Origin of the sequence: Natrarchaeobaculum sulfurireducens, assembly GCF_003430825.1 — an archaeon.
GTDB lineage: Archaea > Halobacteriota > Halobacteria > Halobacteriales > Natrialbaceae > Natrarchaeobaculum > Natrarchaeobaculum sulfurireducens.
Window position 1 is genome coordinate 1,232,826 of the sequence record NZ_CP024047.1, and the last position, 26,914, is coordinate 1,259,739.

General features: G+C 62.7%; 28 protein-coding genes, 1 tRNA gene and 1 pseudogene. 17 read left to right on the top strand and 13 right to left on the bottom strand.

Going from position 1 to position 26,914, the window contains the following annotated elements; translation table 11 throughout:
- Nucleotides 1–210 precede the first annotated feature (210 nt).
- Complete coding sequence (locus AArc1_RS07210) at nt 211–1,587, bottom strand: FAD-dependent oxidoreductase (protein WP_117363737.1); 1,377 nt, start codon at nt 1,585–1,587, stop codon at nt 211–213.
- 182 nt (nt 1,588–1,769) lie between these two features.
- Here AArc1_RS07210 and AArc1_RS07215 point away from each other — a divergent pair, with 182 nt between their 5' ends.
- Nucleotides 1,770–2,057 (top strand): DUF357 domain-containing protein, encoded by a 288-nt coding sequence (locus tag AArc1_RS07215; protein WP_117363738.1) that lies wholly within the window; start codon nt 1,770–1,772, stop codon nt 2,055–2,057.
- A gap of 259 nt (nt 2,058–2,316) precedes the next feature.
- Here the strand turns inward: AArc1_RS07215 and AArc1_RS07220 are convergent, their stop codons facing one another.
- Nucleotides 2,317–3,054 carry a fumarylacetoacetate hydrolase family protein gene (locus tag AArc1_RS07220; RefSeq protein ID WP_117363739.1) on the bottom strand — a complete coding sequence of 246 codons (738 nt, stop codon included), beginning with the start codon at nt 3,052–3,054 and terminating at the stop codon, nt 2,317–2,319.
- Nucleotides 3,055–3,326: 272 nt separating this feature from the next.
- Here AArc1_RS07220 and AArc1_RS07225 point away from each other — a divergent pair.
- Nucleotides 3,327–3,401 (top strand) — tRNA-Glu (locus AArc1_RS07225).
- Nucleotides 3,402–3,782: 381 nt separating this feature from the next.
- Nucleotides 3,783–4,010, top strand: a complete 228-nt coding sequence (locus AArc1_RS07230) for a DUF5795 family protein (protein ID WP_117365807.1) — start codon at nt 3,783–3,785, stop codon at nt 4,008–4,010.
- Between the two features lie 93 nt (nt 4,011–4,103).
- Here the strand turns inward: AArc1_RS07230 and AArc1_RS07235 are convergent, their stop codons facing one another.
- Entirely contained in the window at nt 4,104–4,976 is an 873-nt protein-coding gene (locus tag AArc1_RS07235) for a UbiA family prenyltransferase (protein ID WP_228442406.1), read from the bottom strand.
- Nucleotides 4,977–5,274: 298 nt separating this feature from the next.
- Between AArc1_RS07235 and AArc1_RS07240 the strand changes: the two genes are divergently transcribed.
- The 4 genes from AArc1_RS07240 (at nt 5,275) to AArc1_RS07255 (ending at nt 8,652) form a co-directional block, all read left to right on the top strand.
- The gene (locus AArc1_RS07240; RefSeq protein WP_117365809.1) at nt 5,275–5,784 is read left to right on the top strand and encodes an Rrf2 family transcriptional regulator; all 510 of its coding nucleotides are present in this window, start codon (nt 5,275–5,277) and stop codon (nt 5,782–5,784) included.
- Between the two features lie 269 nt (nt 5,785–6,053).
- Nucleotides 6,054–7,205, top strand: coding sequence for an ADP-forming succinate--CoA ligase subunit beta (gene sucC, locus AArc1_RS07245; RefSeq protein WP_117363740.1), 1,152 nt, complete (start codon nt 6,054–6,056; stop codon nt 7,203–7,205).
- On the top strand, nt 7,205–8,077 hold the full coding sequence (gene sucD, locus AArc1_RS07250; protein ID WP_117363741.1) for a succinate--CoA ligase subunit alpha: 873 nt from the start codon (nt 7,205–7,207) through the stop codon (nt 8,075–8,077). The genes sucC and sucD overlap by 1 nt, the downstream gene beginning before the upstream one ends.
- A 131-nt stretch (nt 8,078–8,208) precedes the next feature.
- The gene (locus AArc1_RS07255) at nt 8,209–8,652 is read left to right on the top strand and encodes a universal stress protein (RefSeq protein WP_117365810.1); all 444 of its coding nucleotides are present in this window, start codon (nt 8,209–8,211) and stop codon (nt 8,650–8,652) included.
- A 252-nt stretch (nt 8,653–8,904) separates the two neighbouring features.
- On the opposite strand, the gene AArc1_RS07260 is transcribed toward AArc1_RS07255, so the two are convergent.
- Entirely contained in the window at nt 8,905–9,804 is a 900-nt protein-coding gene (locus tag AArc1_RS07260) for a midas domain-containing protein (RefSeq protein ID WP_186336661.1), read from the bottom strand.
- Between the two features lie 282 nt (nt 9,805–10,086).
- Between AArc1_RS07260 and rbcL the strand changes: the two genes are divergently transcribed.
- From rbcL to AArc1_RS07285, 5 genes and pseudogenes are all read left to right on the top strand, one after another.
- A complete protein-coding gene (gene rbcL / locus AArc1_RS07265) occupies nt 10,087–11,337 on the top strand; it encodes a type III ribulose-bisphosphate carboxylase (RefSeq protein WP_117363742.1) in 1,251 nt (416 codons plus the stop codon).
- Between the two features lie 61 nt (nt 11,338–11,398).
- Nucleotides 11,399–12,325, top strand: coding sequence for a cupredoxin domain-containing protein (locus tag AArc1_RS07270; protein WP_117363743.1), 927 nt, complete (start codon nt 11,399–11,401; stop codon nt 12,323–12,325).
- A 115-nt stretch (nt 12,326–12,440) separates the two neighbouring features.
- Nucleotides 12,441–13,547 carry a biotin synthase BioB gene (gene bioB, locus AArc1_RS07275; protein WP_117363744.1) on the top strand — a complete coding sequence of 369 codons (1,107 nt, stop codon included), beginning with the start codon at nt 12,441–12,443 and terminating at the stop codon, nt 13,545–13,547.
- A 22-nt stretch (nt 13,548–13,569) separates the two neighbouring features.
- Nucleotides 13,570–13,691: pseudogene (locus AArc1_RS19315) on the top strand (transcriptional regulator); the annotation flags it as partial.
- 125 nt (nt 13,692–13,816) lie between these two features.
- On the top strand, nt 13,817–15,028 hold the full coding sequence (locus tag AArc1_RS07285; protein WP_117363745.1) for an aminotransferase class I/II-fold pyridoxal phosphate-dependent enzyme: 1,212 nt from the start codon (nt 13,817–13,819) through the stop codon (nt 15,026–15,028).
- Between the two features lie 120 nt (nt 15,029–15,148).
- On the opposite strand, the gene AArc1_RS07290 is transcribed toward AArc1_RS07285, so the two are convergent.
- The 3 genes from AArc1_RS07290 to AArc1_RS07300 are packed head-to-tail and all read right to left on the bottom strand — an operon-like array spanning nt 15,149 to nt 17,312.
- Nucleotides 15,149–16,663, bottom strand: a complete 1,515-nt coding sequence (locus tag AArc1_RS07290; RefSeq protein ID WP_117363746.1) for a replication factor C large subunit — start codon at nt 16,661–16,663, stop codon at nt 15,149–15,151.
- Between the two features lie 43 nt (nt 16,664–16,706).
- Entirely contained in the window at nt 16,707–17,081 is a 375-nt protein-coding gene (locus AArc1_RS07295; RefSeq protein WP_117363747.1) for a PIN domain-containing protein, read from the bottom strand.
- Nucleotides 17,082–17,312 (bottom strand): AbrB/MazE/SpoVT family DNA-binding domain-containing protein, encoded by a 231-nt coding sequence (locus AArc1_RS07300; protein ID WP_117363748.1) that lies wholly within the window; start codon nt 17,310–17,312, stop codon nt 17,082–17,084. It abuts the gene before it with no gap.
- A gap of 413 nt (nt 17,313–17,725) precedes the next feature.
- Between AArc1_RS07300 and AArc1_RS07305 the strand changes: the two genes are divergently transcribed.
- Nucleotides 17,726–18,313: a hypothetical protein gene (locus AArc1_RS07305; RefSeq protein ID WP_117363749.1), complete on the top strand. Its 588-nt coding sequence runs from the start codon at nt 17,726–17,728 to the stop codon at nt 18,311–18,313.
- 92 nt (nt 18,314–18,405) lie between these two features.
- Here the strand turns inward: AArc1_RS07305 and AArc1_RS07310 are convergent, their stop codons facing one another.
- Together AArc1_RS07310 and AArc1_RS07315 are read right to left on the bottom strand one after the other, a co-directional pair.
- A complete protein-coding gene (locus AArc1_RS07310; protein WP_117365811.1) occupies nt 18,406–18,678 on the bottom strand; it encodes a DUF7521 family protein in 273 nt (90 codons plus the stop codon).
- A 73-nt stretch (nt 18,679–18,751) separates the two neighbouring features.
- Complete coding sequence (locus AArc1_RS07315) at nt 18,752–19,102, bottom strand: ArsR/SmtB family transcription factor (RefSeq protein WP_117363750.1); 351 nt, start codon at nt 19,100–19,102, stop codon at nt 18,752–18,754.
- Nucleotides 19,103–19,399: 297 nt separating this feature from the next.
- On the opposite strand from AArc1_RS07315, the gene AArc1_RS07320 reads away from it, so the two are divergent.
- From AArc1_RS07320 to AArc1_RS07330, 3 genes are all read left to right on the top strand, one after another.
- Nucleotides 19,400–19,600 carry a DUF7835 family putative zinc beta-ribbon protein gene (locus AArc1_RS07320; protein WP_117363751.1) on the top strand — a complete coding sequence of 67 codons (201 nt, stop codon included), beginning with the start codon at nt 19,400–19,402 and terminating at the stop codon, nt 19,598–19,600.
- 281 nt (nt 19,601–19,881) lie between these two features.
- Nucleotides 19,882–20,592, top strand: coding sequence for a helix-turn-helix domain-containing protein (locus AArc1_RS07325; protein WP_117363752.1), 711 nt, complete (start codon nt 19,882–19,884; stop codon nt 20,590–20,592).
- 4 nt (nt 20,593–20,596) lie between these two features.
- Nucleotides 20,597–20,776: a hypothetical protein gene (locus tag AArc1_RS07330; RefSeq protein WP_117363753.1), complete on the top strand. Its 180-nt coding sequence runs from the start codon at nt 20,597–20,599 to the stop codon at nt 20,774–20,776.
- Between the two features lie 84 nt (nt 20,777–20,860).
- On the opposite strand, the gene gcvH is transcribed toward AArc1_RS07330, so the two are convergent.
- The 3 genes from gcvH to AArc1_RS07345 all read right to left on the bottom strand — a co-directional run bounded on the left by gcvH (nt 20,861) and on the right by AArc1_RS07345 (nt 24,423).
- Entirely contained in the window at nt 20,861–21,244 is a 384-nt protein-coding gene (gcvH, locus tag AArc1_RS07335; protein ID WP_117363754.1) for a glycine cleavage system protein GcvH, read from the bottom strand.
- Between the two features lies 1 nt (nt 21,245).
- Nucleotides 21,246–22,343, bottom strand: coding sequence for a glycine cleavage system aminomethyltransferase GcvT (gcvT, locus tag AArc1_RS07340; protein WP_117363755.1), 1,098 nt, complete (start codon nt 22,341–22,343; stop codon nt 21,246–21,248).
- A gap of 106 nt (nt 22,344–22,449) precedes the next feature.
- Nucleotides 22,450–24,423, bottom strand: a complete 1,974-nt coding sequence (locus AArc1_RS07345) for a S8 family serine peptidase (RefSeq protein WP_117363756.1) — start codon at nt 24,421–24,423, stop codon at nt 22,450–22,452.
- A gap of 258 nt (nt 24,424–24,681) precedes the next feature.
- Here AArc1_RS07345 and AArc1_RS07350 point away from each other — a divergent pair, with 258 nt between their 5' ends.
- Entirely contained in the window at nt 24,682–25,149 is a 468-nt protein-coding gene (locus AArc1_RS07350; RefSeq protein WP_117363757.1) for an NYN domain-containing protein, read from the top strand.
- A gap of 5 nt (nt 25,150–25,154) precedes the next feature.
- Here the strand turns inward: AArc1_RS07350 and AArc1_RS07355 are convergent, their stop codons facing one another.
- Complete coding sequence (locus AArc1_RS07355) at nt 25,155–26,747, bottom strand: S8 family peptidase (protein WP_186336663.1); 1,593 nt, start codon at nt 26,745–26,747, stop codon at nt 25,155–25,157.
- Between the last annotated feature and the right edge of the window lie 167 nt (nt 26,748–26,914).

Here is a 26,914-nt window from a genome sequence, read left to right on the forward strand (position 1 = left end):
GAGAGAAACTTTGGCCCTACCCGAAAGTTCGGCCCGGCGCGTCACATGACAAGCGTTCGCGAATGGAACGCCACGTGGGACTGCCCCACACGTCAACCTTACATTCCACTCAAGTTAGTATTTCGGTCGAGACTGTCACGTGTACCGACCAGTACAGTCGACAACCTCACTCGAGAGGTGATCCCGGACGAAAGCGAGCCCTCGAGATACTCAGTCGTCTGCCGCCGTCGCCTCGGTCTCGCCAGTCGCCGACGCGCGCTCGAGATCCTCGAGATACTCGTCAACGTCTAACGCCGCCTTCGAGCCCATGCCAGCGGCCGTCACGGCTTGCTGGTAGTGGAAGTCGACGACGTCGCCTGCGCCGAAGATGCCGGGGACGTCAGTCTCGGTCTGGCCCCCACCGTCGCCGCCCTGGGTCCGCAGGTAGCCCTCGTCGTCCATCTCGACACCGGTGCTCTCTAGGTAGTCGGTGTTAGGCGTGTGACCGATGGCAAGGAACACCGCGCCGACGTCGAACTCGAACTCGTTGGTTTCGGGGTCCTCGAGACGGTCCGTCGGGTGGCCCTTGTCGTTTTCGACGAGGGTGACGTAGTCGACGCCTTCCTCCTGGGAGCCGTGGACCTCGAGCAGTTCGGTGTTTTTCAGGATCTCGATTTCGCCGTCTTCGACCTTCTCGTTGACGCGGTTGACCCAGTACTGCTCGGCGCGGAACTCCTCGCGACGGTGGGCGATGTAGACGGTGTCGGCGAACTTCGTCAAAAAGGTCGCCTCCTCCATGGCAGCGTCGCCGCCGCCGACGACGAGCATGTCCTCGCCGCGGAAGAACGCTCCGTCACAGGTCGCACACGTCGAGAGCCCGTAGCCCATCAGTTCGTCCTCACCGGGGATGCCGAGCGTGCGCGCGCTCGCACCCGAGGCGGCGATGATCGCGTCGGTGGTGTAGACATCGCCGTTGGTCAACTCGACGCGGAACGGCCGCTGGTCGGCGTCGACCGAGTCGATGATGCCGTTTTTCAGCTCGGCGCCGAACTGCCTGGCCTGTTCTTTCATGTTGTTAACCAACTCGGGGCCGCTGATCCCCTCCGGGAAGCCAGGGTAGTTCGCGACGTCAGTCGTCAGCGTCAGCTGCCCGCCGGGTTCATCACCCTCGATGACCAGCGGCTCGTTGTCGCCACGGCCGGCGTAGATCGCGGCTGTCAGGCCCGCGATCCCGGTCCCGGCGATAATCAGTTTTCGGTGTTCGACGATCTCGTCTCCGCCGTCGGTCACCAGGCCGAGTTTCTCGTCGAGTTCGCCCGACTCCTCGAGCGCGCTGGTGTCGTCCCAGCCGCCGACGAGGTCGCCGTCGACGAACACTTCGGGGGCGGTTTTCCGACCCTCTGCTCGGTCGACCATCTCGGCGAACAGGTCGTCGTCGCCGTCTTCTCGCGGGCTTTGCCCGCTCGAATGGTTCGGGGAACTTCGTTCCCCGGTAGTGACGTTGTACTCGACGTACTCGACGCCCTTGCTGTCGAAGAGGTCCTTGGCCTTCTCGCAGTAGGGGCAGTTCTCCTTGGTATAGATCTCGACGCGTGGCTCGTCGGTCATGTCCACGCATACGGAGACGGGCTGTATACGACTTGCGTTCCCTGCAGAGTTATCGACAGTTCGTCACGTTTTTTCATAGTTGCCGTCCTGTTCGGTCCTGTCCCACCCGATCAGCATCGTTCCGACCGGTGCGACCTGCCCGCTGGCGACGGGTTTACGGCCGACGGCGACGAGGGGCCGATATGGCTGCGGATCTCGAGGAGAAGACGGACCGATACGGAGACCTACTCGCGGAGGCGCTCGAGGAGGCGACGGTCGCCCCGCGAGCAGATACTCCGCTGGCCGACGCCGCGGCGGAGTGTTACGAGATGGCCGAATCGTATCTCGAGGACGGCCGGCACTTCCGCGAGAACGACGACCCGGTCAACGCGCTGGCGGCGTTCTCGTACGGCCACGCCTGGCTCGACGCGGGCGCGCGCGTCGGACTGTTCGACGTACCGACGGAGGGGCACCTGTTCACGGTCGAGTGAATTTCTGTTCACACTCGAGCGAGGTCCTGTCGAGATCGAGTGGGGGCCGTCCGCACCGACTCGACCACCCCACCGCCCTCCAGCAACCCCACCCAACCACCGCCGGGCGGGAATGAAAGGGGCGAGTGGCCTCGAGGTGCGAGGCGACGCAAGCACCGCAACGGAGTGAGGAGCACAGCGAGCCGCAGCCCTCGAGGGCGCTCGGGGCTTTCACCGTGGTCTCACTGAGAGAGCCATCACCAAGTTCTCGATCGACGGGCTACGGGATTCGGACGGTGTGCTCGAGCGTGCCGACGCCTTCGACCTCGATCTCGACGGTGTCGCCGTCGGACAGCGGACCGACGCCCTCGGGGGTGCCGGTGGCGATGACGTCGCCGCGCTCGAGGGTCATGTAGGTCGTAATCTCGGCGATCAGCTCGGGGATAGGGAAGATCAGCTGCTCGCGGGAGCCGTCCTGTTTGCGCTCGCCGTTGACGCGGGACTGGACCGAGGCGTCCGCGGGGACTTCGTCGGGCGTCGCCAGCACGGGGCCGAGCGGGGCTGCACCATCGAAGGCCTTCCCGCGGATCCAGTTCTGTTCTTGGCGCTGGTCGTCGCGGTTCGAGATGTCGTTTACGCACGTGAAGCCCTCAACGACCTCCATCGCTCGGTCTTCGGGGACGTGACGGCACTGCTCGCCGATCACGACGCCGAGTTCGGCCTCGTAGTCGATGCGGTCTTTCCCCGCGGGGACGGTGACGGTGTCACCGTGGCTCGCGACCGCGTTGGGCCCCTTCAAAAAGACCAGCGGACGATCCGGGACATCCGACCCCATCTCGTCGGCGTGGTCGGCGTAGTTACGCCCGATACAGACGATTTTCGAGGGGTCACACGGCGCGAGGACGTCGATCGCGTCGTCCTCGAGATCGTAGCTCTCATTCGCGAAGTGGACGGTACCGGTTTCGTACTCGCCGCGACGGACGGCACCGGCTGGGTCTCGGAAACGGACGTATTTCATGGCCGACCGGTCGTACCCCGGGGAGAAAAACGTTGAGATGGCGGGTGATCGAGCTTCGGACTCGCTGTCGATCGTGTCGGATGAACGAACCGAGTCTGGGTACGTGAGCACGTCCCACTACGGACTCGGAACGGAACGTTTTTTACTAGGCCACGGCAACGACTGAGTACGCCCTGACGGTGAGACGGACGCGGTCCGTCGTGAAGGGTATGTACGCTCCGTTGGGGAGACGGATGGGATCCGTCGACGCTCGGTGCGTGAACGAAGTGAACGCTCCGTTGGTGTAGTCCGGCCAATCATTTCGGCCTTTCGAGCCGATGACCTGGGTTCAAATCCCAGACGGAGCATTTCTGTGTCGAACAAATTCGTGAACCACAGTAATCCCATTCTGGATTTGAAGCACGGAACGCCGAGCGATAGCGAGGCGTTGCATCGGGTTCACTCCCAGACGAGCACTTTTCGAGCGGTTTACGACCAATGAGCGACGGCAGCACTCGATGCAATCTTCGAGCACGAAGACGGCCACGTTACGGGACAGAGAGTTCGTAATACGCTGTGTAGTTCACCAGATCGCAGCCCTGAAACCCGTCGATGACCGCCCCATCGACCGACGCGTTGGTCGCGCCTGCAAGTGAGGGAAACCTGATCGTTGTGGGCTTTGCCAGCTTATGATGACCGCGCCCACGAGCTGGGAAACGCTTAGGCGGCTGCAACCCCGAATCCGTCGTGTGAGCGAAAATCGCGTGGTTCAAGGTCGCATGGTCACCGCCGACTCCCTCGCAGCACGCATCGAGGGCGAGCCCGTTATGGAGGCCGACACAATCGAGGACGCCGACCGGGCGTGTCCGGATTGTGGGGGCGACGTCCTGACAGTCGGTTACATGCCGTCAGTTACTGCGTTCGTCACCGGCTGGAAGTGCCAGGATTGCGACTGGAGTGAGACCGACAGGGACTGATCGACGGGCGGAAAGTGCGCCCCGACCGCGGAGGCTGATCGACCCGACGACAAACGCAGGCCCCGGAGTTGCCGCAGTCGCGAGCTGGACCGCTCACCAGACGAGCCACTCGAGGCCGAGGACGACCGCGGCGAGAAAGACGTGTTCGCCGTCGACGACGAACCCGTAGAACAGCGGTCCACGATCCGGGTCGGCGAACGGGATGTACGCGGCCACGTAGCCGTTCATCGCGAGCACGGCGAGAACCGTGCCAGAGACGGCATCGACGGCGACGAGGCCCACGACGACCGCGGCGATCAACACGTTCGCGGCCTGCGAGACGAGCCGAGTCCGTCGCGGACCGACGACGGTCGGCACCGTCGCGATCCCTTCCGCACGGTCGCCCTCGATGTCCTTGATATCGAAGATCACCGCCGCGACCGTGATCATCGCCGCAACGTAGCCGGCCAGAAAGAGGATCTCGACGCTCCAGAGCACGCTGTAATAGTAGCCGACCCCGAGCGGAAGGAGACCCCAGGCAGCGCCGACGAAGCCGTTTTTTACGAGGAAGATGCGCTTGATTCCGATGACGGAGTAGAGGACGGCCGCGACGAGGGGCAACAATAGGTAGACGGCCCCTTGGACTCCAGCGACGATTGCGAGCCCGATCGCCAGCAAGTAGAGACCGACACCGAAGGCGAGCCAGCGGCGGCCGTAACGCTTCGTAAACGCCGCTCGCCGCGGAACGTTCCGTTCGTCCTCCGCGAGGTCCGTGACTCGGTTGCTCGAGTAGACGAACATCGTCGCTGCAAAGACGACGAACAGTGGGAAGAACTCGAGCGAGAGTTCCGCAAGGACTAGTGTCGTCACGGCGACGCTCACTGTCGACAGCGAGATGAAGAGGTTGCTGTGAACCAGCAGTCGAAGCCCACGCTCGAGGCTCGAGACGAGGCCCCCCGCGTCCCGACACGTGATCGAGAACCTCACCTCAGGTCGGCCTCCGGGAGTCGAACGGCTCGCTCGGTTCGTCGGTCGATCCGACCCGGACCAGAAAACGAGAGGCGTCGATAAGCGAGTTCGTATCCGGAACCGGGGCTCGACGTCGGACGATTGGCCGTCCGAAGCGATCGAATACGAGTTTCTCGAGGGCGACGCGATAGGGCATCCGCGATACCGACGGTAGCGGTCGAATCGACTTGGGCGTTGTGGACACCCGTCATCCTGTGACGTCGAGCGGCGTAGCAACAACGGATGGTATAAAGTGGCGACGACCCTCACGGACGATATGGGACGGATCGAGCTGACCAGTAGCCAACATCGGATACTGACAGTCCTCATTAATCGCTATCAGGCAGCAGACTCGCCGATTCCGGCAAAAGAGATCGCAGCTGAGATCGACCGCGAGCCCCGCACCGTCAGAAATCAGATGTCGAGTCTCAACGATCTCGGGCTTGTCGAAGGAATTCCGGGTCCCTCCGGGGGATACAGGCCGACGAATGCCGCGTTCGATATTCTCGACCGCGAGAACATCGACGACCCCGAGACGGTGGTGCTGGCTCGTGATTTCGATCGCGTCGACGCGATCGTCGACGAGATCAGCTTCCCGAACGTCCACCACCCGACGACCTGTCGGGCACGGATTCGCTTCCAGCAGTCGGTCCAAGAGTTCGACGAGGGCGACGCGATCGCTATCGGTGCGATGCCGAATTCTGAACTGCTTCTCGCCGGTGAAATCGAGGCAATCGAGACGACGCGCAACCAGATCATCCTGAACGTCGTACGCGTCGAAGCCTGACGAAACGCGTTGGCAGGCGTCTGACGAAACGCATTGACAGACGTACCGGGCGAACGACGAGTCCGATATCGAGATCACTTCGAACCCCGTCGGTTTTCGAACGGCTGGCCGATCGAGCAGCGCAGCGTCCGCTTCGCAGTAGCATTGGATCGGCGGTAAGGCGGTTCTGTGAGCGCTGAGGGGGCGAAAGTGAGTGCTAGCTGTCGGGTTAGATAGCGAGCGGAAACTGGCAGGATTTAAGCAAGGTCGGAACGGCCGTTTGAATGGCTATGAAACTGCACGAGTACCAGGCGAAGGGTGTCTTCGCCGACGCCGGGATCCCGACGCCGGACTCTCAACTGGCGTCCGACGTCGACGGCGCTGTCGCCGCGGCCGAGGAAATCGGGTATCCAGTAGCGATCAAAGCGCAGGTACAGGTCGGCGGCCGCGGCAAGGCTGGCGGAATCAAACTCGTCGACGACGAGGACGAAGCCCGCGAGGCGGCGGACTCGATTCTCGGGATGGACCTCAAGGGCTACCACGTCGACAGCGTCCTCGTCGAGGGGGCCGTCGACTTCACCGACGAACTCTACGTCGGGATCACGATGGACCGCGGCGAAGGCAAGCCGGTCGCGATGGTCTCGACCAAAGGCGGCGTCGACATCGAAGAGGTCGCCGAGGAAGACCCCGATGCGATCGCCAAAGAGCACATCGACCCCTCCTTCGGGATGCACCCCTACCAGGCCCGCAAGGCCGTCTACGACGCTGGTGTCGATCCGGCCGTCGCCCGTGACGTCTCGAACGTGCTTATGACGCTCTATGACCTCTGGGAGCAAAAGGACGGCTCCGACGCCGAGATCAACCCGCTGATGGTCACGGCAGACGACGAGGTCATCGCGGCCGACGCCGTGATGAACGTCGACGAAGACGCACTGTTCCGCCAGCCAGAACTCGCCGAGATGGAAGCCGAAGCCGCGAGTACCGGCGACGACCTCGAGCAAAAGGCAGACGAGTACGGCTTCGACTACGTTCGCCTCGAGGGGAACACGGGGATCATCGGCAACGGTGCCGGCCTCGTCATGACGACGCTCGACCTCGTCGACTACTACGGCGGCGAACCGGCGAACTTCCTCGACGTCGGTGGCGGTGCGAAAGCCGACCGAATCGCGAACGCACTCGATATGGTATTCTCGGACGACAACGTCGAAAGCGTCGTCTTCAACATCTTCGGCGGCATCACTCGCGGTGACGAGGTCGCCAAAGGGATCAACGAGGCGCTCGAGCAGTTCGACGAGATTCCCAAGCCGGTCGTCGTCCGACTGGCCGGCACCAACTGGGAGGAAGGGATGGAGATTCTGAACGAAGACCTCGTGACGGTCGAACAGACCCTCGAGGATGCGGTCCAGCGTGCCGTCGAGTACGCTGAGGAGGTGAGCGAATAATGAGCGTTCTAGTCGACGACGACACGCGCGTCGTGGTACAGGGCATCACCGGCGGGGAAGGCAAATTCCACGCCGAACAGATGATGGAGTACGGAACCAACGTCGTCGCTGGCGCGGTCCCTGGCAAAGGTGGCCAGGAAGCCGCCGGTGTCCCCGTCTACGACACCGTCCAGCAGGCCGTCGAGGAAGAAGACGCCGATACGTCGGTCATCTTCGTCCCGCCAGCGTTCGCTGGCGACGCCGTCTTCGAGGCACTCGACGCCGACCTGGACCTCGCGGTCGCCATCACGGAGGGCATCCCGACCCAGGACATGGCTCGAGTCAACAAGCGTCTCTCCGAAACCGATACTCGGCTCATCGGCCCGAACTGTCCCGGCCTCATCACGCCCGGTGAAGCCAAACTCGGTATCCTCCCCGGAAACATCTTCTCGGAAGGGAACGTCGGCCTCGTCTCCCGCTCGGGGACGCTGACCTACCAGGTCGTCGACAATCTCACCAACCGCGGTATCGGCCAGACTACTGCGATCGGCATCGGTGGCGACCCGATCATCGGAACGAGCTTCATCGACGCCCTCGAGCTGTTCGAGAACGACGACGACACCGACGCCATCGTCATGTGCGGTGAGATCGGTGGCGAGGACGAAGAGCAGGCCGCCGCCTATATCGACGAGCACGTCGACACGCCCGTCGCTGGCTTCATCGCCGGCCGCACGGCTCCGCCGGGCAAGCGCATGGGTCACGCCGGCGCGATCGTCTCCGGCTCTGGAACGGGTACTGCAGAGAGCAAGATCAACGCGCTGAACGACGCCGGTGTCCCCGTTGGCGACACGCCCGAAGAGGTCGCCGACCACATCGAAGAGTTCCTCGGCTAGCTCCCGGTCGCGACGACCTGGGCAGTACCACCTATCCGTATCGTTTTGTGACCGATTCGCACACGAGTGAATTCCACGACGAACGTTCGATCAGCCACAAACGATTCGTTACCCCGCTCGCATTCTCCAGTATGTACGACACTGTGTTGGCACCGACCGACGGTTCGGACGGCTCGCACGCGGCTCTGAAACACGCGCTCGACCTGGCGAGTACGTACGACGCGACGTTACACACGCAGTATGTCGTCGAGTCCTCACCCGCGTTCGCCGCCGACCTCGACGACGCGACTGAGGAGGAAGTCTACGGCTCGCTGTACGATGCCGGCCGCCGCACCGTCGAGGAAGTCACAGCCCGCGCCGACGCAGCAGGTATCGACGACGTCGAAACGAGCGTCGACCGCGGCGTTCCACACGAGGAGATCCTCGCGTACGTCGACGAACACGACGTCGATCTGGTCGTGATGGCGACCGCCGGTAGAACGGGGAGCTCTCGAGAACTCATCGGGAGCGTCGCCGAACGTGTCGTCCGTGCCTCGCCAGCGCCCGTCGTCACCGTCAACGCCCACGGCGATTGATCGACACCTGGAACGGGTAGAGAACCGTTCACCCTGGTGGCACCCGTCGATCGACTATGTCCGCGTGGCTCGAGTGCGACCAGTCTGAACACGATCACGGGAGACGCGACCGACCGTTCGAGTCCGGGTTCGGAACGACTTATCAAGCGTTTAACCATCGCTCCCCTATCGGTCGTCACGAAGGACTCGAGTGACACCCGGATCGACGGGCTCGGCGGCGCGATAGATCAGCCGAGAGAACAGCCGGCCCGATCAGAAGGGATTGAGCGCAGAGAGCAGCCGTCGGATGAGACCGCGAGAATCGTCGGTTTCGGTAGATGCTGCAGGCTCGTCGGCGGTTTCTTTGGATTCAACAGCAGCTTCTGTGGATTCGCCGTTGGTTTCTGCGGGTTCGTCGGTCGCGTCGATGGATTCGTCATCATCCTCGAGGCCGCCAGCCTCGAGGGACTCCGACTCTTCCGATTCCATAGGCGCTGGTTCCGTCGATTCGAGGGGCCCTGTGTCGTCGTCGTCCGTCTCGGATTCGGAGTCCTCCGCCTCGAGATCGTCGCTGTCGTCGGCCGTAATAGCTGGTTCGTTCGAGTCGTCCGTTTCCTCGAGATCGGTACCGTCCGCCTCTTCGGACTCGAGAGTCGTCTCTGCGTCGGCCGAGTCTCCGGCTTCAGCGTCGCCCTCGAGCGATTCCGACTCGCAGTCGTTATCCGTGGCAGGTTCGTCCGATTCGTCGTCGGGATCGATCCAGAGGAATTCTTCTTCCTTCGTTCTGCCGGTGAGCAACAGATCGGTCAGCGCCTCTTCGTCAGCGAGGAGGTCCTCGTCGATCGGGTCCGGCTCTGGGTCCGGTTCGTCGGCGCTCGCGATGATGTCCTCGGGACTCTCGTCTTCGAGGACCGCCGCTGTATCCTCAGCCTCGATGTCGGCTTTCAACTGCCCGAAGACGGCCGCGGCCGTCTGATCCTCGACGTTTTCTCTGTCATCCGCAGTCGCATCGTTCGACTCGGCGTCCGACTCCACAGCATCGTCGTCCCCCGCTGCTCGATCGACCCCCGACTCGAGGAACTCGTCCTCGATCTCCCCGAACAGTTCGTCGGCGCTCGAGCCGACGTCGAACCCGCCCTCGCCCGGTTTGTTGTCGATCGTACTGTCGGTCATAGACTCGTTCAGTCCTAGTGGATTATCACAGGTAATTAAGTTTTGGAATTTTTTCAGTCACGATCGCCGAGAGACCGACGTGATTAGCGTAACGGCCGTCACCACCCTGTGGCTGTGATTGTGGTGGACAGATGTCCAGTAACCGGCCAGTCACGTTCGAGAGTCGGAAGCTGGGTCGGGAGCAGACGAGGCTCACGTCCGCAAACCGATTCGAGTGTACTCTCGTGCCGTGCCTGTTGTACAAACGCTTAATAATCGACGCAGCAAACGTCGGAGATTGCTATGACTGGAATCGAATACGACGACTTCCTCGATCTCGAGTACGAACCCGCTGAGACGGATCTCGTCTGTGCGTTCCGTATCGATCCGGCCGCGGACATGACGATGGACGAGGCCGCAAGTCGGGTCGCTTCCGAGTCCTCGAACGGCACCTGGGCCGCCTTGCACGTCGACGAAGACGAACTGACTGACCTCGGTGCCGTCGCCTGCGAAATCGACGGCGACGCGGTCACCGTTGCCTACCCGGATGCACTGTTCGAACCGGGCAGTATGCCCCAGATTCTCTCGTGTATCGCGGGCAACATTATGGGGATGAAAGCCGTCGACACGATCCGACTCGAGGACTGTCACTGGCCCGAGTCTATCGTCTCGGCGTTTCCTGGCCCGCAGTTCGGACCGAGCGTCGCCCACGAGAAACTCGACGCCGGCGAGCGGCCGGTGCTCGCGACGGTCCCAAAGCCCAAAGTCGGGCTCTCGACGGACGCCCACGTTCGCGTCGGTGAAGAGGCCTGGCGGGGCGGCGTCGACCTCCTCAAAGACGACGAAAACCTCACCGATCAGGATTTCAACCCCTTCGAGGACCGACTCGCCGACAGTCTCGCTGCCCGCGACCGGGTCGAAGACGACGTCGGCGAGCGCAAGGATTACCTCGTCAACGTCACTGGGGAGACGAACGAGATGCTAGAGCGCGTCGACCTCGTGGCCGAACACGGCGGCGGCTTCGTGATGGTCGACGTCATCACCTGTGGCTGGTCGGCCGTCCAGTCGGTGCGCGACCGGGCTGAAGAACACGACCTCGCGATTCACGCTCACCGCGCGATGCACGCCGCCTTCGACCGCCTGCCACACCACGGCGTCTCGATGCGCGTGCTCGCCCAGATCTCGCGGCTCTGTGGCGTCGACCACATCCACACGGGCACCGCAGGCCTTGGCAAACTCGAGAACGAGGACACCCCCGGCATCAACGAGTGGCTCACCGCGGAGCTGTACGGCCTCGAGCCCGTCCTCCCGGTCGCCTCCGGCGGGCTCCACCCAGGTGTCGTCGACCAGCTGCTCGAAGCGCTCGGTACCGACATTATCGTCCAAGCTGGCGGGGGCATCCACGGCCACCCCGACGGCACCCACGCGGGCGCGAAAGCCCTTCGCCAGTCCGTCGAGGCCTCGATGGCGGACGTCTCGCTCGAAGCGTACGCCGACGACCACGAGGAACTGGCGACGGCGCTCGAGAAGTGGGGCGCGGAGACGCCGCGCTAACGGACCAAGACTCCGCCCGTTCACGACAAAACATTTACCAGTCGGTCGACCACGAACTCGTATGCGCCGCCCGACGCGCCGTGCCCTCTTCGCTGCGATCGGTGGTCTCACCCTCGGTGGCTGTCTCTCCGGTGGCCTCGGCAGATCGCTGCCGCCGGAGGGCACAGTTCCGGACGACTGCCCCGAGTACGACCGTGTAACGCGAATCGTTTCGTACGACGAAATCGACCCCCGTGAAACGTCGATCTACCTCGAGCCGTCGATCGATTCGATCCGCGAAGGCGACGAGGCAACGTTCACGCTTACCAACCAGTCCGGCCGACCGTTCGCGTACAATCCGTACGGCTGGTTCCTGCACAAGCGGGTCGATGGCGAGTGGTACTACCTGGAGCCCCGGGAGACTCCACTACCGCTCGAGTACCTCGAGGACGGCGATACCTACGAGTGGGATCTCCGAGTCGACAACGATCCCGTTCGGGCTGGCAGCGCGATCGGTGGACCAGACCATGGTGGCAGGGATCCGGCCGTCGGCCTCGGTGGCGGCGAGTACGCCTTCGGCACCCGCGGTTGGTTCGACGACGACTCCCACGAGGAGGCGATCGGCTTCTGCGCTCGATTTTCCCTCGAGGCCAACGCGCTCGAGTTGACGCCGACTGACGAGGTCGACGACACCGAGTGGGAGGACGACGTCCTCGTCGCGCGGTCGACGCGAGGCGACCCCGATATCGACTCGAGCCGGTTGGGGGCGTACGAACTCGAACGGACCGACGACGACGTCGACGCCGAGTCGATGATCACCGAGACGGTGCTTCGAAACGACCGGCTCCGAGACGTGATCGCGCTCGCTCGCGAGCACGACGCCGATCAGGTCCGACTCGAGGAGTACGACGCGACGACGCCGATCTTCGGCAGCCGCGAGGACGGCGCGTACGAGTACGACGGTCAGACGTACGAAATCTCGACGCGCGAACTCGAGGAGTCGGAATAGACGGCTTCTGAACGAACGGTCGAGTATCGCCCGTCTCGCCTGTCTCACCGCACGGATGTAGCCGAGGTCGTGAGCATCCACAACCATTATAGTCTCGTCAACCACCACACTAGTCGTGGTTTACGAAACAGGAAACGAGACGATCGACGACGCACTCGAGCGAGTGGTCGCCGGCGAGCGGCTCGATCGAACCGACGGGCTGGCGCTTCTGGCCCAGCCGGTCGAACCGCTCACGGAAGCCGGCGCCGCCGTACGCGACCGTTTCGGCGACGGGACGGTCGACGCCTGCTCGATCGTCAACGCGAAGGCTGGCAACTGTGCCGAAGACTGTGGCTTCTGTGCCCAGTCGGTCCACTTCGACACCGGCATCGACACCTACGAGTTCATCGGACCGGAGCGGGTGCTCGAGGCCGCCAAACGGGCCGAACGCGACGGTGCCCAGCGGTTCGGGATCGTCGTCGCCGAGAAAGGCGTCTCGAAAGACCACCGGCCCGAGGAATGGGCCGAGGTCCTCGAGTCGATCCGACTGGTTCGTGAGGAGTGTACCCTCGAGATCGACGCCTCACTCGGCATCCTCACCGAAGAAGAAGCCGAGATCCTCGCGACCGAAGGGATCCAGCACTACAATCACAACATCGAGACCTCGCCGCGATACTTCCCCGAGATCGTCGACACCCACCGCTTCGAGGATCGCGTGAAGACCCTCGAGGTCGCCAAGGAAGCCGGCATGGACCTCTGTGCTGGCGTCATCCTCGGAATGGGCGAGACGCCGACCGATCGGGTCGAGGCCGCGATCGCCTTACAGGAGATCGGCATCTCCTCGCTCCCAGTCAACGTCCTCAACCCGATCGAGGGGACGCCGCTGGCCGAGCAGGATGTCGAGATCACGACCGAAGAAATTCTCAAGACGGTCGCCGTCTACAAACTGCTCCATCCCGAGTCGCGAGTGCGCCTCACCGGCGGCCGCGAGGCCAACCTCGCTCCCGACGAACAGCACCTCCCGCTCGAGGCGGGTGCCGACGGCCTTCTCACTGGCGATTACCTCACCACCGCAGGCCAGTCGCCCGCCGAGGACCTCGAGATCGTCGAGCGTGCGGGCCTCGAGCCCAACCGGGCGGTGAACGAGTTCGACCCCGAGGCGATCAAGACTCGCCACGCCGAGGCCGGAGCGTCGACGGCCGAGACGGCAGCGAGTACAGGTACCGAACCGAGCGACGACTGATAATCAGTAGACGACATCGACAGACGGCGAGCGGGCGACGAACACCTTCCAGCTAGGCGACGAAACGAGCATGGAGGCCACGGTCAACGATCCCGCCTCTGCTACCTGAAAACGGGTGTCCGTCAAAACCGCGCCGGCGAATAGAGCGTCTTCGGCCCAGCGGAGCTGATGCCGGAGTTCTGATCGTGCGACGCGCCGGCTACGGGAACGCCGGATCTCCAGCGGCGAACCGTGACAGTCAAATCGTGACGACGACACCCTTCAGGCGAATGGAAGACCGTGGGTTCGACCTGGAGGGTCGGCTCGCCTCCCTCGAGGATGCCGATCTGAAACGGACGCTCGCTCCCGTCGATCGAGTCGCCGAACGGGGTTACTTCGCGCAGCCGACAGGGAGCGAACTACCGGTTCTTGACGGCGAGGAGACACTGGTGTTCGCCTCGAACAACTACCTCGGGCTGACCGACGATGAGCGCGTCGAGAACGCCGCGAGACAGGCCGCGACGACGGTGGGGACGGGTGCGGGCGCGAGCCGGCTCGTCACGGGCGATACGATGGTCCATCACGACCTCGAGCGACAGCTCGCAGAGACGAAACGAACCGAACGCGCGCTCGCGTTCGCTTCCGGCTACGCTGCGAGCGTCGGGACGATCACCGCACTCGAGCCAGACGTGATCTTTTCCGACGAACTGAATCACGCGAGCATCGTCGATGGTTGCCGGCTCGCCGGCTGCGAGACGGTCGTCTACGACCATTGTGATGCGGCGAGTCTCGAAGCAGCACTCGAGCAACGGGCCGAACACACCGACAGCCGGGCCACGGAGTCCTGGCTCATCGTCACCGACTCCGTCTTCAGCATGGACGGGACCGTCGCTCCGCTGTCGACGATCTGTGCCCTCGCCGAACAGTATGGCGCGTGGGTGATGGTCGACGAGTCCCACGCAACTGGCCTCTACGCCAACGGCGGGGGCGTCGTCCAGGCCGAAGGGCTCGAGGATCGTGTCCACATCCAGCTTGGGACGCTCTCGAAGGCCCTCGCGAGCCAGGGCGGCTACGTCGCCGGTAGCGAGGCGTTGATCGAGTGTCTCATCAATGACGCCCGCCCGTTCGTGTTCTCGACCGGGCTTGCACCCACAGCGGCCGCGGCGGCGAGCGAAGCCGTACACCTCGCACGACACACCGACGCCCGCGAACGGCTCTGGGAGAACGTCGGCCACCTCAGAGACGGCCTCGAGGCGATGGGCTACGACGTGATCGGCGACTCACAGATCCTCCCGGTGCTCGTCGGCGACCGACAGGACGCACTCGTACTTGCCGACGGATTACGCGAACGAGGGGTTTGCGTGCCGGCGATTCGGCCTCCCTCGGTCCCCGACGGCACGTCCCGGCTGCGGGTCACGCCGATGGCGACTCACGATCACAGCGACGTCGTGGCCTGCCTCGAGGCGTTCCAGGCCGCGGGTCAGGAGGTCGGCCTGTTGTGACCGACGTCGGTTCGGGACCGATCGCGGTGGTCGGAACCGACACCGGCGTCGGGAAGACGGTCGTTACCGTCCGCTGTCGAATTCCGAATCAGGACGGCTGGCGACGTGGCCAGGATTCACTCAGAAAAAGTCGTTCAACCCGGACTGGTTCTCGTCTGCTTCGGCATCCTGGGACGAATCGTTTCCGTCAGAGACATCGTCTGGGTCGCTCGAGGCCGCTTCGTCGCTCGAGGCGGCGAGCGTCACCTGTCCACCAGCGTCGTCGTCTCCGCCCGCGTCGGCCCCGCTCGAGTCGGCGTCCGTATCGGCTCCGCTCGAGTCGTCGCGCTGGAAGAACGCCGACCCCGAGTGCTCGACGGTCTGTTCCTCGAGGAGTTCTTCGGCGTCGTCGACGATCGACTGGACCTTGTTGGTGTCTTTCCCACTTCCGGTGACGAACGAGAGTTCCTTCGCGTTGAGTTCGTACGCCGCGGCCGTCCGAACCGTGAGGTCGCGGTTCGTGCAGTGGTGGGTCATCGCGGAGAGAAACGGCAGGATCTCGCGGCGAGCCGTCGCGACGCTCGTCCCCTCGCGTTCGGCGATCCGCTCGGCGATCGAATCGCGAGTCTGCCGGGTGCCCTTGGTGCTCCCGAGCTTTCGCCAGTAACTCGGCGGCCCGTACCGCGTCCAGCCGCCTTTCGGCTCGCGGCGGGCGGCTGCGACCCCTGCGGTCATGTTGTCGGTCGCATAGCGCCAGTAGGAGTAGTTCTGTGTCGACCGGACGCGACCGAGCCAGCGATCGGCGTTCGAGAGGGAGTCGTAGGCGTCGGCCAGTTCCGCGCCCTGGTAGTCTTTGGGGACGTTGTCCTCGATCCAGTTCAGCAGTTCGTCGGGGTTCTCGTCGACGTCGTAGGCCGCACGCAGTGCTTCTTCGGCGTCGGCCTCTTTGATGAGCGTATCGAGATAATCGAAGATGCCCGCGGTTCGGTCGCGCTGGCCCGTCACGACGTCCTCGACGGTCAGTCGCTCGGCCGTCTCGGCGACCGCCTGCAGGTCGTTGACCGCAGAACGTAAGTCGCCGTTCGTGTTCTCGGCGATTCGCTTCAGGGCTTCTTCCTCGAACTCGACGCCCTCGCGTCGGCAGATATCTCGCAGGACGGGGACGATCGAGCGCTTCGAGACGTCACGGAACTCGATCGTCTCGCAGGCGTTACGAAGCGACTGACTCATGTCGTAGAATTCGTTGGCAACGAGAACGATCGGCTGGCTGGCAGCTTTGACGACCCGAGTGACTTCCCGCGAGCCGCCGTAGTCCGCGCTGCCGTGGAAGTTGTCCGCCTCGTCGAGGACGACGAGTCGGCGTCCCGCCTCGCCGCCAGTGAGCGTGCCACTCTTTGCGGCCTCGCCGGCGACGCGCTTGATGACGTCGGCCTGGCGGTCGTCGCTGGCGTTGAGCTCCATCATCGGCCAGCCCATGTCGTTGGCCAGCGCGTGAGCCGCCGAGGTCTTCCCGATGCCGGGACTGCCGTGGACGATCACCGCCTTCCGGTGGTCCTCCCACGTCCGCGCCCACTCCTCGAGTTTGTCGCGGGCCTTGTCGTTCCCGCGTACCTCCGACAGTGTCGTCGGTCGGTACGTCTCGGTCCAGTCGCTCATTGGCGTGTGGTTGGGGTGAGTCGCGTTTAGTGGTTGCGGAGCGTCACTCATCGGCGACCGTCTTCAGGTCCAGCCGAGGCGTGACGTCCGCGTACGCGTCGTCGCTCGAGACGATGGTATCGCCGTTCGATTCGACGAGGTGAAGCGCGTCGAACGGCGTGAACCCGTGGTCTTCCACGTACGTCGCCGCCGTAACGACCGTCTCCGCGTCACCGCGTACCTCGATGAGGGTGGCGGCGTTCGAGACGACGCGTTCGGTATCACGGTCCTCGCGGTAGGCGACCAGCAGGAGTTCGATGAGCGTGAACTGTGACGTCCACAACTCGTCTCGGTGTTCTCTGTACACCGACTCGGCGGCCTCTCCAAGCCAGTCGTCGTCCTTAATCAACGCGAGGAGAAAATCAGATTCTGCATACATCTAGCGTCCGGCCTCGTCGAACGCCGCAGTACGCGCTTCTCTACGGAGTTCGTCCGCGGACTTCTCGACATCTGCGAACTCGTCTCTGAGTGCCTCGAGCGGGTCATCGGCGACCGGAACCAATTTGACTCCGTCGGGAAGCTGGACGACGTGATATCGGTTCCCGTATCGCTCTCGGACCTCCTTCGGGAGCGTGAGACGGCCACGGTCGTCAAGCGCTACGTTTACCATATCCCTACGTTCGGTGGGAGAAAGCAAAACTCTTCCCCGAATTCGTCAGGGCACCCATCAGCGGAGCAGATGCCGAGTTCGTCCACCGCTCGTGAACCACCGATTACCACACCCAGACATCGAATCCTATCGTACTTTCGCGACTGCTCGGTCCACTCGCTGATTGGAACGTGGTTGGTGCGAGTCGTGTTTATGACAGCCACTGCACGTCAGTGCGCACCTGCTCACCAGACGGATCGGCGATCGGTGTGCGATTCGTTACAGTTGGTACTACAGTAGTCGCGGAGCGTCTCCTCGCTGCCCGTTTTCAGGTCCAGGCGGGCACGTGACGTCCGCGTACGTGTCGTCGCTCGAGACGATGGTATCGCCGTTCGACGGAACCGTTTTCCCGATAGCCGAGTGACGTCGAGCCAATGGCCGAACAGCGTCGGATTCCGATTCCGGTCAGGACGGGTGCAGTCGCGGGCGTCGTCACGTGGCTCGTCGGCTACGTCGCCATCTACGTCGTGGGCCTCGACGCCCTCCGGGCGGAGCTACGGGCGAGCGGTCTCGAGGTGCTACTCGAGACGGCCACCGACTGGCAGTTGGCTGGCTGGCTCTTTTTCGACGCCCATGGCGTCACGCTCGACGTACCGACGCTCGCACTGGGTGGGACACTCGAGGGACAGGGGCTTCTGGCCGCGATCGGCGGTTCGTTCGTGGCCCTCTACGGTCTCCCAGTCGTGGCGCTCGTCCTCGCGGGCGGAGTCGTGACGTGGCGACACCGGCGGACGTACACACGACCGACCGATGCAGGGATTGCTGGTGCGACGACGGTGGTCGGCTATCTCCCCTGTGTGGTGGGTGGACTTGTTGCGTTCACCGTCGACGCCGGTGAGATCGTCCTTCGACCGGAGCTACTCGTTGGCGTCGTACTGGCCGGGCTCGCGTACCCAATCGTGTTTGGAGCGCTCGGTGGGATGCTGGTTGCAGTGGCTGGCAACCGATACGATCTGGCGTAATTGGGTCCCAGAGATCGCTTCGGGTTGCGGTCTCATGGAACAGACGATAGCAGTCCGGACGAGAACAGCACACCGACCAGTGCCAGCGGTTCTCAACGATAGAGCGAGAGATAGAGCATCCCAAAGCCCACGATGAACGGGATCGTCTCGACGATGTGGAAGGCAATCGGCGGCGACGGGAGCTGAGAGACGATCGTCGTCAGCGCGACCCCCATACTTAGAAACGCAAAGCCGATAAACGCGGACTCGAGTCGCTTCGTACTGTTTTGTCTGTACGACTGAAAACTGATGAGCGTCAGCCCCAGTGCGAGGGCGAAAACGGTCAGCTGCATCAGCATCAACAGCGCTTCGACGAGTTCATTCATCGACATCACCGACAGCTATAGTGTCCGGCCGCTCGAGTGTGCCCGACGATGTGTGTCCGTTGGTCATCGCGACTCACTTCACACCGAGGTCGTCCCAGAGGCTCGAGAACCGATCCGGAAGGTTTTCCTCTCGGTAGATTCGGACGTCGTACTCGTCGTCTTCTAACGAAATGACCGTACTGTTGAAGTTACACCGGAACTCCTTGTAGTGGTTGCCGTCGTCGGCGACGAGTGTCTGATGTTTGATGAGGTCGTTTTTCTCGAGGAGATCGAGTCGACGGTAGATCGTCGGCTGAGAGAGGTCCAGCCTGGTTGCGAGTTCTTTCGCCGAACCGGGTTTGCGGCTGATAGACGCGAGGACGGTTCGTGCGTGTTCGTCCCCGATCGTGTCGAGAATTTCTTCGATGGAGGACTCTTCATCCATGTGTGAATAAATGGTATACTCAACACAAAAGGTTTTCCGGGTTGGCAGACGGCGATTTTCACCCCATAGTCTCGTTATTTGACAATAAAACGGGCGAAGAGACGGACTCGATGTTCAATAGGCCCGTTGTGGTTCGGTACCGATAGTCACATTCTCGGTACAGCAACCACTGATACGCGGTGTGCTGGTCCGCACAAGTGGGGTGTCTTCAGGCTGTGAGAAGACCTATATATATCCCTTCTCCACGGACGAAGGTACTGTCGACGTTATATGTGGTCTGTCTGCGGAGACGGGAGTATGGCAACGACTGATGACGTGACCAACGGGATGACCGAACCCTGTGAGGTCTGCGACACGGATACGCTTCACGAAATTACCGTTCAGCTCATAACCGAAGGCGGCAGCGGAGAGAACGCCCGATACTCGCGAGAACCGTACCGCGTCCGGGAGTGTCTGCGGTGTGGAAACCGCGACAGTCAGCGAATGAACAACGCCTGAGACGAACTACTGGATCGACCCACCGTGACCCCACAGGGCGGTCGCGGTCCCCAGGAACTGACTGAAAACAAACTGGACACGTGGGCCTTGTCCGGATACACCCCCAGTATTTTCCCCACTCGATCGACGTCTCGACGAACGGAGATAGCCACTCGAGCCGTTGTTCGTACGTGACGTGGCGACATCACACCCGACGGCACATCGCCACCGACCGTATCGACCGGTCGCGGTCGCCGAACGATCTCCGGTAGCTACTTGGGACGACCGTGTAACCTCTGTACATGAGCGGACGCGGACCGAAACGGGAACTCGCGGAGAAGATCGCTGGGGAGATCACGCTGAGTGACGATCCTGGAGCGACGTTACGAAAGTGGCGCACCGACTTCGACGTCTCACAGACCGATCTAGCGGCCGAACTCGACGTTTCCTCGTCCGTCATCTCGGACTACGAGAGCGGACGCCGTGAGAGCCCCGGCATCGGCGTCGTCGGCCGACTGGTACGTGGCTTGCTCGAGATCGACGAGCGCCGTGGCGGCGATCGTATCCGCCAGTACGGACGAGTGCTCTCGGCAGGTTTCGACAGCGACGTCGTCCTCGACCTCCGCGAGTACGCGACCTCGATCTACCTCTCGGCGTTCTACGACGACCTCGAGGCGACCGAGATCGCATCGGGAGCCACCGACCGCATCAGCGGCCACACCGTCATCGACAGCATCGAGGCGATCACCCGCCTCTCGAGCGAGGAGTTCTTCCGGCTCTACGGTCAGAGTACGAACCGCGCGCTGGTGTTCACCGGCGTCACTCGCGGGGAATCTCCGCTCGTCGCGCTTCGCGTCGTCAACCCGACGCCGAACGCCGTTGTCCTCCACGGGATCGACGAAGACGAACTGTGGGATCACGCCGCGGATCTGGCTCGGATCGACGGGTACTCACTCGCTGTGACGAAGGCACCGCTCCAGGAGATGCTCGATCACCTCGTTACGCTCGAGTGAGCCCATGTTCGACTGGACCGAACGACTGACCGTCGCGCTCTTGATCGGGTTTCTCCTCACGCTTTCGCTCGCAATCTACGCGGATAGTGGGCTCTTGTGGCTCGTCTGGGGCGCCCTGACGGTACTGATCACGGGAACCGCGCTCGTACTGGTCAACCGCTCTGAGCCGCCCTCGGATCCCTAGCGGTAGCCGGAGGCGACGCTCGAGGAGTGACGGCACTGGCGTCGACAGGTAGGACAGAAATCGAGTCAGACGAGTCGAACTAACTCAGGCGATCTGGTCTTCGTACTCGGCTGCGCTCAGTAGTTCCTCGAGTTCGTCCGCGTTGTCGGCGTCGATCTCGAGCATCCAGCCGTCGCCGAACGGGTCGTCGTTGACGAGTTCGGGCGCGTCGAACAGCTCCTCGTTGATCGAAACGACCTCGCCGCTGACCGGAGCATAGAGGTCCGAAACGGCTTTGATCGATTCGATAACCCCGAACTCCGTCTCTTGCTCGAGCGCGTCGCCTTCGTCGGGGAGTTCGACGAAGACGACGTCGCCGAGTTCGTCCTGTGCGAAGTCGGTGATGCCGACGCGAACGACGCCGTCGTCCTCGAGTGCCCACTCGTGCGATTCCATGTACTGTCTGTCGTCGGGAATGTCGAAGCTCATGTTATACTGTATCAATGAATGGTGTGGTTTCAACTCTTGCCTTTTTCGACCGGCCGCGGACGACGACCTGTAACGTCGTGCCGGGGTCGGCATACTCGACCGGGACGTAGCCGAGGCCGATCGACTGGTCGAGGGTGGGACTCATCGTCCCGCTGGTTACCGTCCCGATGACGCGTCCGTCGGTGTTCGTGATGTCGTAGCCGTGGCGTGGGACGCCGCGGTCGATCAACTGGAACCCGACGAGTTGCTCGTCGACGCCCTCGTCTTCGACCGCCGCGAGTGCGTCACAGCCGACGAACGCCGTCTCGAGCGCCACGGTAAACCCGATGCCAGCCTCGTACGGTGTTCGCGGGTTCGACTCGTAGTCGAAATCCTGCCCGGCGAGGACGAAGCCGGCCTCGAGTCGGAGCGTATCGCGGGCACCGAGCCCGCAGGGTTGGCAGTCGAATGCGCCCCAGATCTCCTCGGCTTTGGTCCACGGGAAGAGCAGTTCGAAGCCGTCTTCGCCGGTGTAGCCCGTCCGGGCCGTCCAGCACTCCACGTCGTCGATCGTTGCGTACATCGCCTCGAACCGGCCGAGGTCGGTGACCGACTCGTCGGCTGCCGCTTCGACGAGGTTGGGCGCGTTCGGGCCCTGTACGGCGACCATCGCGTACTCGTCGGTCCGATTGTCGACGGTCGCCTCGAGGCCCCACTCGTTGCGGTGGCCGATCCACCGCTCGTGGGCTGCCTCGTCGGTCCCCGCGTTCGGGACGAAAAGGTACGTCGACTCGCCGTCTTCGTCGGGAAGGCGGTAAACGACCGTGTCGTCGATGATGACGCCCGCTTCGTCGGTGATCACGGCGTACTGGGAGTCGCCAACCTCGAGTCGAGTAACGTCGTTCGAGGTCAGCCGTTGCATCAGCTCCGTCGCGTCCGGCCCCGTCACGTGGATCTGGCCCATGTGCGAGACGTCGAAGATACCGGCATCCTCGCGAACCGCGGCGTGTTCCGTCTGGATCGAATCGAACTCGACAGGCATGTCCCAGCCACCGAACTCCGTGAATTTCGCTCCTCGATCACCGTGGTGCTCCCACAGTGGCGGCTTCGACAGCGTCATACCAAACAGGTCATCCCCGGGGTAGTAATGTCTTTTCGTCGGCCGAACGCCGTATTCTGTACTCGAGTTGTGGTCGGAACCGACCGTCGAGGCGCGGCCGATTGGGTTACTGCGAACGGAGCGCGTCCATGAGTTCGCTGAAGCTAATGTCGCCCCTTCGCCAGGCGTCTAACGGATCGTCATCGCCGCTGTCGTCGTCATCGTCGCTGTCGTCCGGCGTCTCGTCTTCCGGTTCGTCATCCTCTGGCTCATCGTCTTCCGGTTCATCGTTTTCGGGCTCGTCGTCTTCTGGTTCATCGCCTTCCGGTTCGTCGTCTTCGGGCTCGTCGTCTTCGGGCTCGTCGTCTTCGGGCTCGTCGTCTTCGGGCTCGTCGCCTTCCGGTTCGTCATCCTCCGGCTCGTCGTCTTCAGAGTCGTCATCCACAGACTCGTCGTCCTCGAGGTCGAGCAACTCGTCGATGTCCTTCCAGTCGTCGCCGGAGGCACCGGAGCGGGGATACCAGCCGAGTGCGGACTCTTCGCCGTCGATGAACGCCGTTCCGTCGCCACGAACGTCCGCGTCGAGCATGACCGACTCATCGACGAGTAGCCCGTCGAACGCGTGCCGTTCCCCATCGATCAGGAGGCCTGCAGCGCGCGTGCCGTCGTCGGAGACGTAGACGGTTTCTGACTCCGCCTGAGGAGTGAAGTCGACGCCCTCGACGCCCTCGAGGAAGTACTCGACGTCGTCCTCGTGGGCCTCGACGGCGTACTCGAACGTGTCGTCGTCGGGTTCGTCGTCCCCACCGTTGTCGTTTTCTTCGTCTTCGTTGCTGTCGTCTTCGTCCTCGTTCTCGTCGCCATTGTCTCCGTCGCGAGGCTCGTGTCCGTCCGGTACGGTGGTGACGGCTGCGGCGGCGTCGACCCGGCCATGCCCCTGGTGGTTCGCCGAGAGGCCGATGTTGGTGGCCGTCGCCTCGAGATGCTGGCGGAGTTCCTCCGGCGAGAGATCAGGGTAAACCGACAGGACCAGACCTGCCACGCCGGCGACGACAGGCGCAGCCATCGACGTCCCGGATGCGCGCGTGTACCCGTCGTTGAGGGTCGTCGAGAGGACGTTGCTCCCTGGTGCAGCGAGGTCGATCTCTGGGCCCCGATTCGAGAAGGACGCGAGCCGGTCGTTCGAATCGATCGCCGAAACGGCAAGCACCGAATCGTACGCTGCCGGATACGAGACGGTCGATCCCTCGTTGCCCGCGGCGGCAACGGGCAAACTCCCCTGATCGACGGCGTATCTACAGGCGTTAGCCAGCGTTTGCCAGTGACTCCGACTCCCAAGGGAGAGATTGATCACGTCTGCGCCCTGGTCGGCCGACCACTGGATCGCGTCGGCGATATCCGCGAGCGAGCCACTCGAGTGCTCGTTTAACGCTCGCGCAGAGAGCATCGAACAGTCGCTGATCCCGGCGTGGCCGATTCCGTTATCGGTCTCGCCACCGGCGATTCCCGCGACGATCGTTCCGTGGGTTTCGTTCGAGTTAACCGGGTACGGATCACTTCCGCGACCAACGAAGACCGCTCCCGTCCGGTCGTCCATATTCGCTTCCAGGTTTTCGTGGTCGTACGCGATGCCCTGATCGACGACCGAGATGACGACATCCGAGTCGCCGAGCGTCTCGTCCCAGGCACCGCTACAGTTGACCTGCTGTGGTGCCTGTTGTGAAGAATAGTACGGGTCGTTGGGAGTCGTGTATGCCTCGAGTGTGGCGTTCTCTTCGACGTACTCGATCGCGTCGATGCCATCGAGAGTCGCTTCGATCTGTTCTTTTGCCTCCTCGGGCGTGTTTGCTGGTAACTCGACCGTGACGTAGTGGAGCGTTTCGTTGGAGTGAACGACGTCGCCGGTACCGAGTGCCGACGCGACCGTTGCTTCGGCGTCCGAAGTAGATGGAGAGACGCCAATGAGTAACTCGGAACGCGACGATTCAGAGTCGTCCTCGGTTGCGCTGGCGAGGCCGCTCGAGCCGAAGAACGCGCCGAGAGCGCCGGTAGCTTTGAGCACTGAGCGGCGATCACTGTCCAGAGGTCCGGTAGGTGCCATGTGACGACAGTCAGGTATTCCTGAAATTATTAAAAACTTCTCGAACGATAGAGGATTTATCTGGACATATTTTCTATTTTATCCTGTCATTCACAACATCAGTAGTATATAAGTTGTGAACAAATGAATGTCGGGTATTATCTGGGGTTTTTCGGCCAATAAACTCCGATCTCGTTTCCAGCCACAGAGTGCTGTTACGACGGTTCTGATCGGTCGCGTTTCGCTACACATTTCCCCGAACCGAGGCAATCGATGTGTATGTTCGACGCCGTTCGTGCCCGTCTCACGCCCGCAGGATCGTTCGAGCCAACCGAGCCGGCAGTCGGGCTGTTCGTCGACGGGCCGAACGTCTTTCGCAACGAGTTCGATGTCGACCTGGACGACCTCCGCGACGCTGCGACCGAACTCGGCCGCGTCGGCGTCCTCAGACTCTACCTCGACGAACACGCGACGCCCGGACTCATCCAGGCCGCCGAAGCCCGCGGATTCGAAGTAATTATCACCAGCGGCGACGTCGACGTGAAACTCGCCGTCGACGCGACCGCCCTCGTCAGTGAAAGAACGATCGACCGGCTTGCGATCGCTTCCCGGGATACGGACTTCAAACCAGTCCTCGAGTACGCCGGCACGGCCGGTGTCGAGACGACCGCGATCGCACCCGGCTCCCACGGTCGATCGGACGCGCTGCAGAACGCAGCCGACGAGGCGATCACGCTCGAGCCCTGATCGTGTCAGCTACTTCGTTCTTCGATCTCGAGTTCGTAGGTGCCACTGCCATCGACACGCTCGACGAGGATACCGAGTTCTTCGTCTCCGTCGAGGTCGACGGTGATCGATTCGGTGGCACTGGACCCACTCGAGGATTCGTCGTAGTCTCCCGGTGACGGTGTCCGGCCGTCGAGCGTGAGAAACAGATCAAAGTCGGCGTCAGACGGCCCCTCGAGCGTTGTCGTGGCGCTGCAGGGATCTGCGGTCTCGAGTTCGTACGAATACGAATCGCTCGGATTGCCCCACCATCCGCTACTGAGTCGACCCTCAGTCGAGGCGGTGTTGGTCTCGCCACCGCATTCGCCGTTACCAGGTTCGTCCCCGCCGTTTTCTGGGTCGGTGGTGACTGCGTTTGCCGCGTCGACGCGCCCATAACCCTGTTCGTCTTCGGGGAGACCGATGTCGACGGCGGTCTCCTGGAGATGCTCACGGAGTTCCTCGTTCGAGAGGTCCGGATATTCCGAGAGGACGAGTCCCGCGACACCGGCAACGATAGGTGACGCCATCGACGTCCCCGAGAAGGTGTCGTATTCGTCCCAGTTGACCGTCGAGAGGACGTTGGTCCCCGGTGCCGCCAGTTCGATCTCAGGCCCGTAATTGGAGAAGTTCGAACGTGACTCCGTCGAGTCCAACGAGGAGACCGCCACGACAGCGTCGTAGGCCGCCGGGTAGGACACCGTATCGGTGCCATCGTTACCTGCTGCGGCGACGAGAAGCGACCCTTCGTTGTAGGCGTATTCACAGGCGGTGTTCAGTGTCTGGGAGAAGCCACCGCCACCGAGCGAGAGGTTGATGACGTCTGCGCCCTGATCGGCCGACCACTGGATCGCGTCGGCGATGTCCGATAGCGATCCGCCGCCGCTCTCGTCGAGCGCTCGTGCAGAGAGCATCGAGCAGTTCGAGATCCCAGCGTGGCCCTCCTCGTTGTCCGTCTCACCCGCGGCGATGCCACCGACGTGAGTACCGTGGTCTTCGCTCACGGTCACCGGGTACGGATCGCTGCCGGGCCCAGCGAAGTTTTCGCCGAAGTCCGAAACGCTGTCGTCCATGTTCTCCTCGAGGTTTGGATGGTCGTACTGGATCCCCTGATCGACGATCGAAATCGTCACCTCCGACCCGCCAAGCGTCCGCTCCCAAGCGCCCTCGCAGTTGACCTGCTGTGGAGCATACTGCTCGCTGTACTGCGGATCGTTCGGCTCGAGGAACGTCTCGAGCGTTTCGTTGTCTTCGGCGTACTCTATGTTGTCGCCTCCGAGAACGTTTTCTTTGAAGTTCTCTTTCGCTTGGGCCGACGCGTCGGGAAACTCAACTGCAACGTACCCAAGCGTCTCGTTCGAATGAACGATCGCCGCGTTACTCGGGATTCTGGATTCGACCGCCGAGTCGATATCGGACGCAGACGGTGAGACGCCGACGAGTATTTCATCCTTTTTTGGCCCGGGTTCTCGGTCCGGTGCTGCGCTTCCCACACCGCTGAGCCCGAAGAACGCAGCCAGTCCGCCAACTGTTCGCAGCATCGATCGCCGATCGATTCGCGGGGTGTTTTCTTCTGACATGGTGCATGATGAAACACAACACAATACTATTAAAATCTTATGAGTGTAGTAATCGTTGAACGGCTTCCATACATGGAACTATACACCCCCGAACCGCCCTCTCACCGGCTCGAGCGACTCCCACTGAAGGGTCGAAATCGATGATTTTTCCCAGTCGGCGGCGCACA

Coding starts and splice junctions, on each gene's coding strand:
- AArc1_RS07210 (WP_117363737.1), bottom strand. CDS start 1,587: ATGACCGACGAGCCACGCGTCGAGATCTATACCAAGGAGAACTGCCCC.
- AArc1_RS07215 (WP_117363738.1), top strand. CDS start 1,770: ATGGCTGCGGATCTCGAGGAGAAGACGGACCGATACGGAGACCTACTC.
- AArc1_RS07220 (WP_117363739.1), bottom strand. CDS start 3,054: ATGAAATACGTCCGTTTCCGAGACCCAGCCGGTGCCGTCCGTCGCGGC.
- AArc1_RS07240 (WP_117365809.1), top strand. CDS start 5,275: ATGGGACGGATCGAGCTGACCAGTAGCCAACATCGGATACTGACAGTC.
- sucC (WP_117363740.1), top strand. CDS start 6,054: ATGAAACTGCACGAGTACCAGGCGAAGGGTGTCTTCGCCGACGCCGGG.
- sucD (WP_117363741.1), top strand. CDS start 7,205: ATGAGCGTTCTAGTCGACGACGACACGCGCGTCGTGGTACAGGGCATC.
- AArc1_RS07255 (WP_117365810.1), top strand. CDS start 8,209: ATGTACGACACTGTGTTGGCACCGACCGACGGTTCGGACGGCTCGCAC.
- AArc1_RS07260 (WP_186336661.1), bottom strand. CDS start 9,804: ATGACCGACAGTACGATCGACAACAAACCGGGCGAGGGCGGGTTCGAC.
- rbcL (WP_117363742.1), top strand. CDS start 10,087: ATGACTGGAATCGAATACGACGACTTCCTCGATCTCGAGTACGAACCC.
- AArc1_RS07270 (WP_117363743.1), top strand. CDS start 11,399: ATGCGCCGCCCGACGCGCCGTGCCCTCTTCGCTGCGATCGGTGGTCTC.
- AArc1_RS07285 (WP_117363745.1), top strand. CDS start 13,817: ATGGAAGACCGTGGGTTCGACCTGGAGGGTCGGCTCGCCTCCCTCGAG.
- AArc1_RS07290 (WP_117363746.1), bottom strand. CDS start 16,663: ATGAGCGACTGGACCGAGACGTACCGACCGACGACACTGTCGGAGGTA.
- AArc1_RS07295 (WP_117363747.1), bottom strand. CDS start 17,081: ATGTATGCAGAATCTGATTTTCTCCTCGCGTTGATTAAGGACGACGAC.
- AArc1_RS07300 (WP_117363748.1), bottom strand. CDS start 17,312: ATGGTAAACGTAGCGCTTGACGACCGTGGCCGTCTCACGCTCCCGAAG.
- AArc1_RS07305 (WP_117363749.1), top strand. CDS start 17,726: ATGGCCGAACAGCGTCGGATTCCGATTCCGGTCAGGACGGGTGCAGTC.
- AArc1_RS07310 (WP_117365811.1), bottom strand. CDS start 18,678: ATGAATGAACTCGTCGAAGCGCTGTTGATGCTGATGCAGCTGACCGTT.
- AArc1_RS07315 (WP_117363750.1), bottom strand. CDS start 19,102: ATGGATGAAGAGTCCTCCATCGAAGAAATTCTCGACACGATCGGGGAC.
- AArc1_RS07320 (WP_117363751.1), top strand. CDS start 19,400: ATGGCAACGACTGATGACGTGACCAACGGGATGACCGAACCCTGTGAG.
- AArc1_RS07325 (WP_117363752.1), top strand. CDS start 19,882: ATGAGCGGACGCGGACCGAAACGGGAACTCGCGGAGAAGATCGCTGGG.
- AArc1_RS07330 (WP_117363753.1), top strand. CDS start 20,597: ATGTTCGACTGGACCGAACGACTGACCGTCGCGCTCTTGATCGGGTTT.
- gcvH (WP_117363754.1), bottom strand. CDS start 21,244: ATGAGCTTCGACATTCCCGACGACAGACAGTACATGGAATCGCACGAG.
- gcvT (WP_117363755.1), bottom strand. CDS start 22,343: ATGACGCTGTCGAAGCCGCCACTGTGGGAGCACCACGGTGATCGAGGA.
- AArc1_RS07345 (WP_117363756.1), bottom strand. CDS start 24,423: ATGGCACCTACCGGACCTCTGGACAGTGATCGCCGCTCAGTGCTCAAA.
- AArc1_RS07350 (WP_117363757.1), top strand. CDS start 24,682: ATGTTCGACGCCGTTCGTGCCCGTCTCACGCCCGCAGGATCGTTCGAG.
- AArc1_RS07355 (WP_186336663.1), bottom strand. CDS start 26,747: ATGTCAGAAGAAAACACCCCGCGAATCGATCGGCGATCGATGCTGCGA.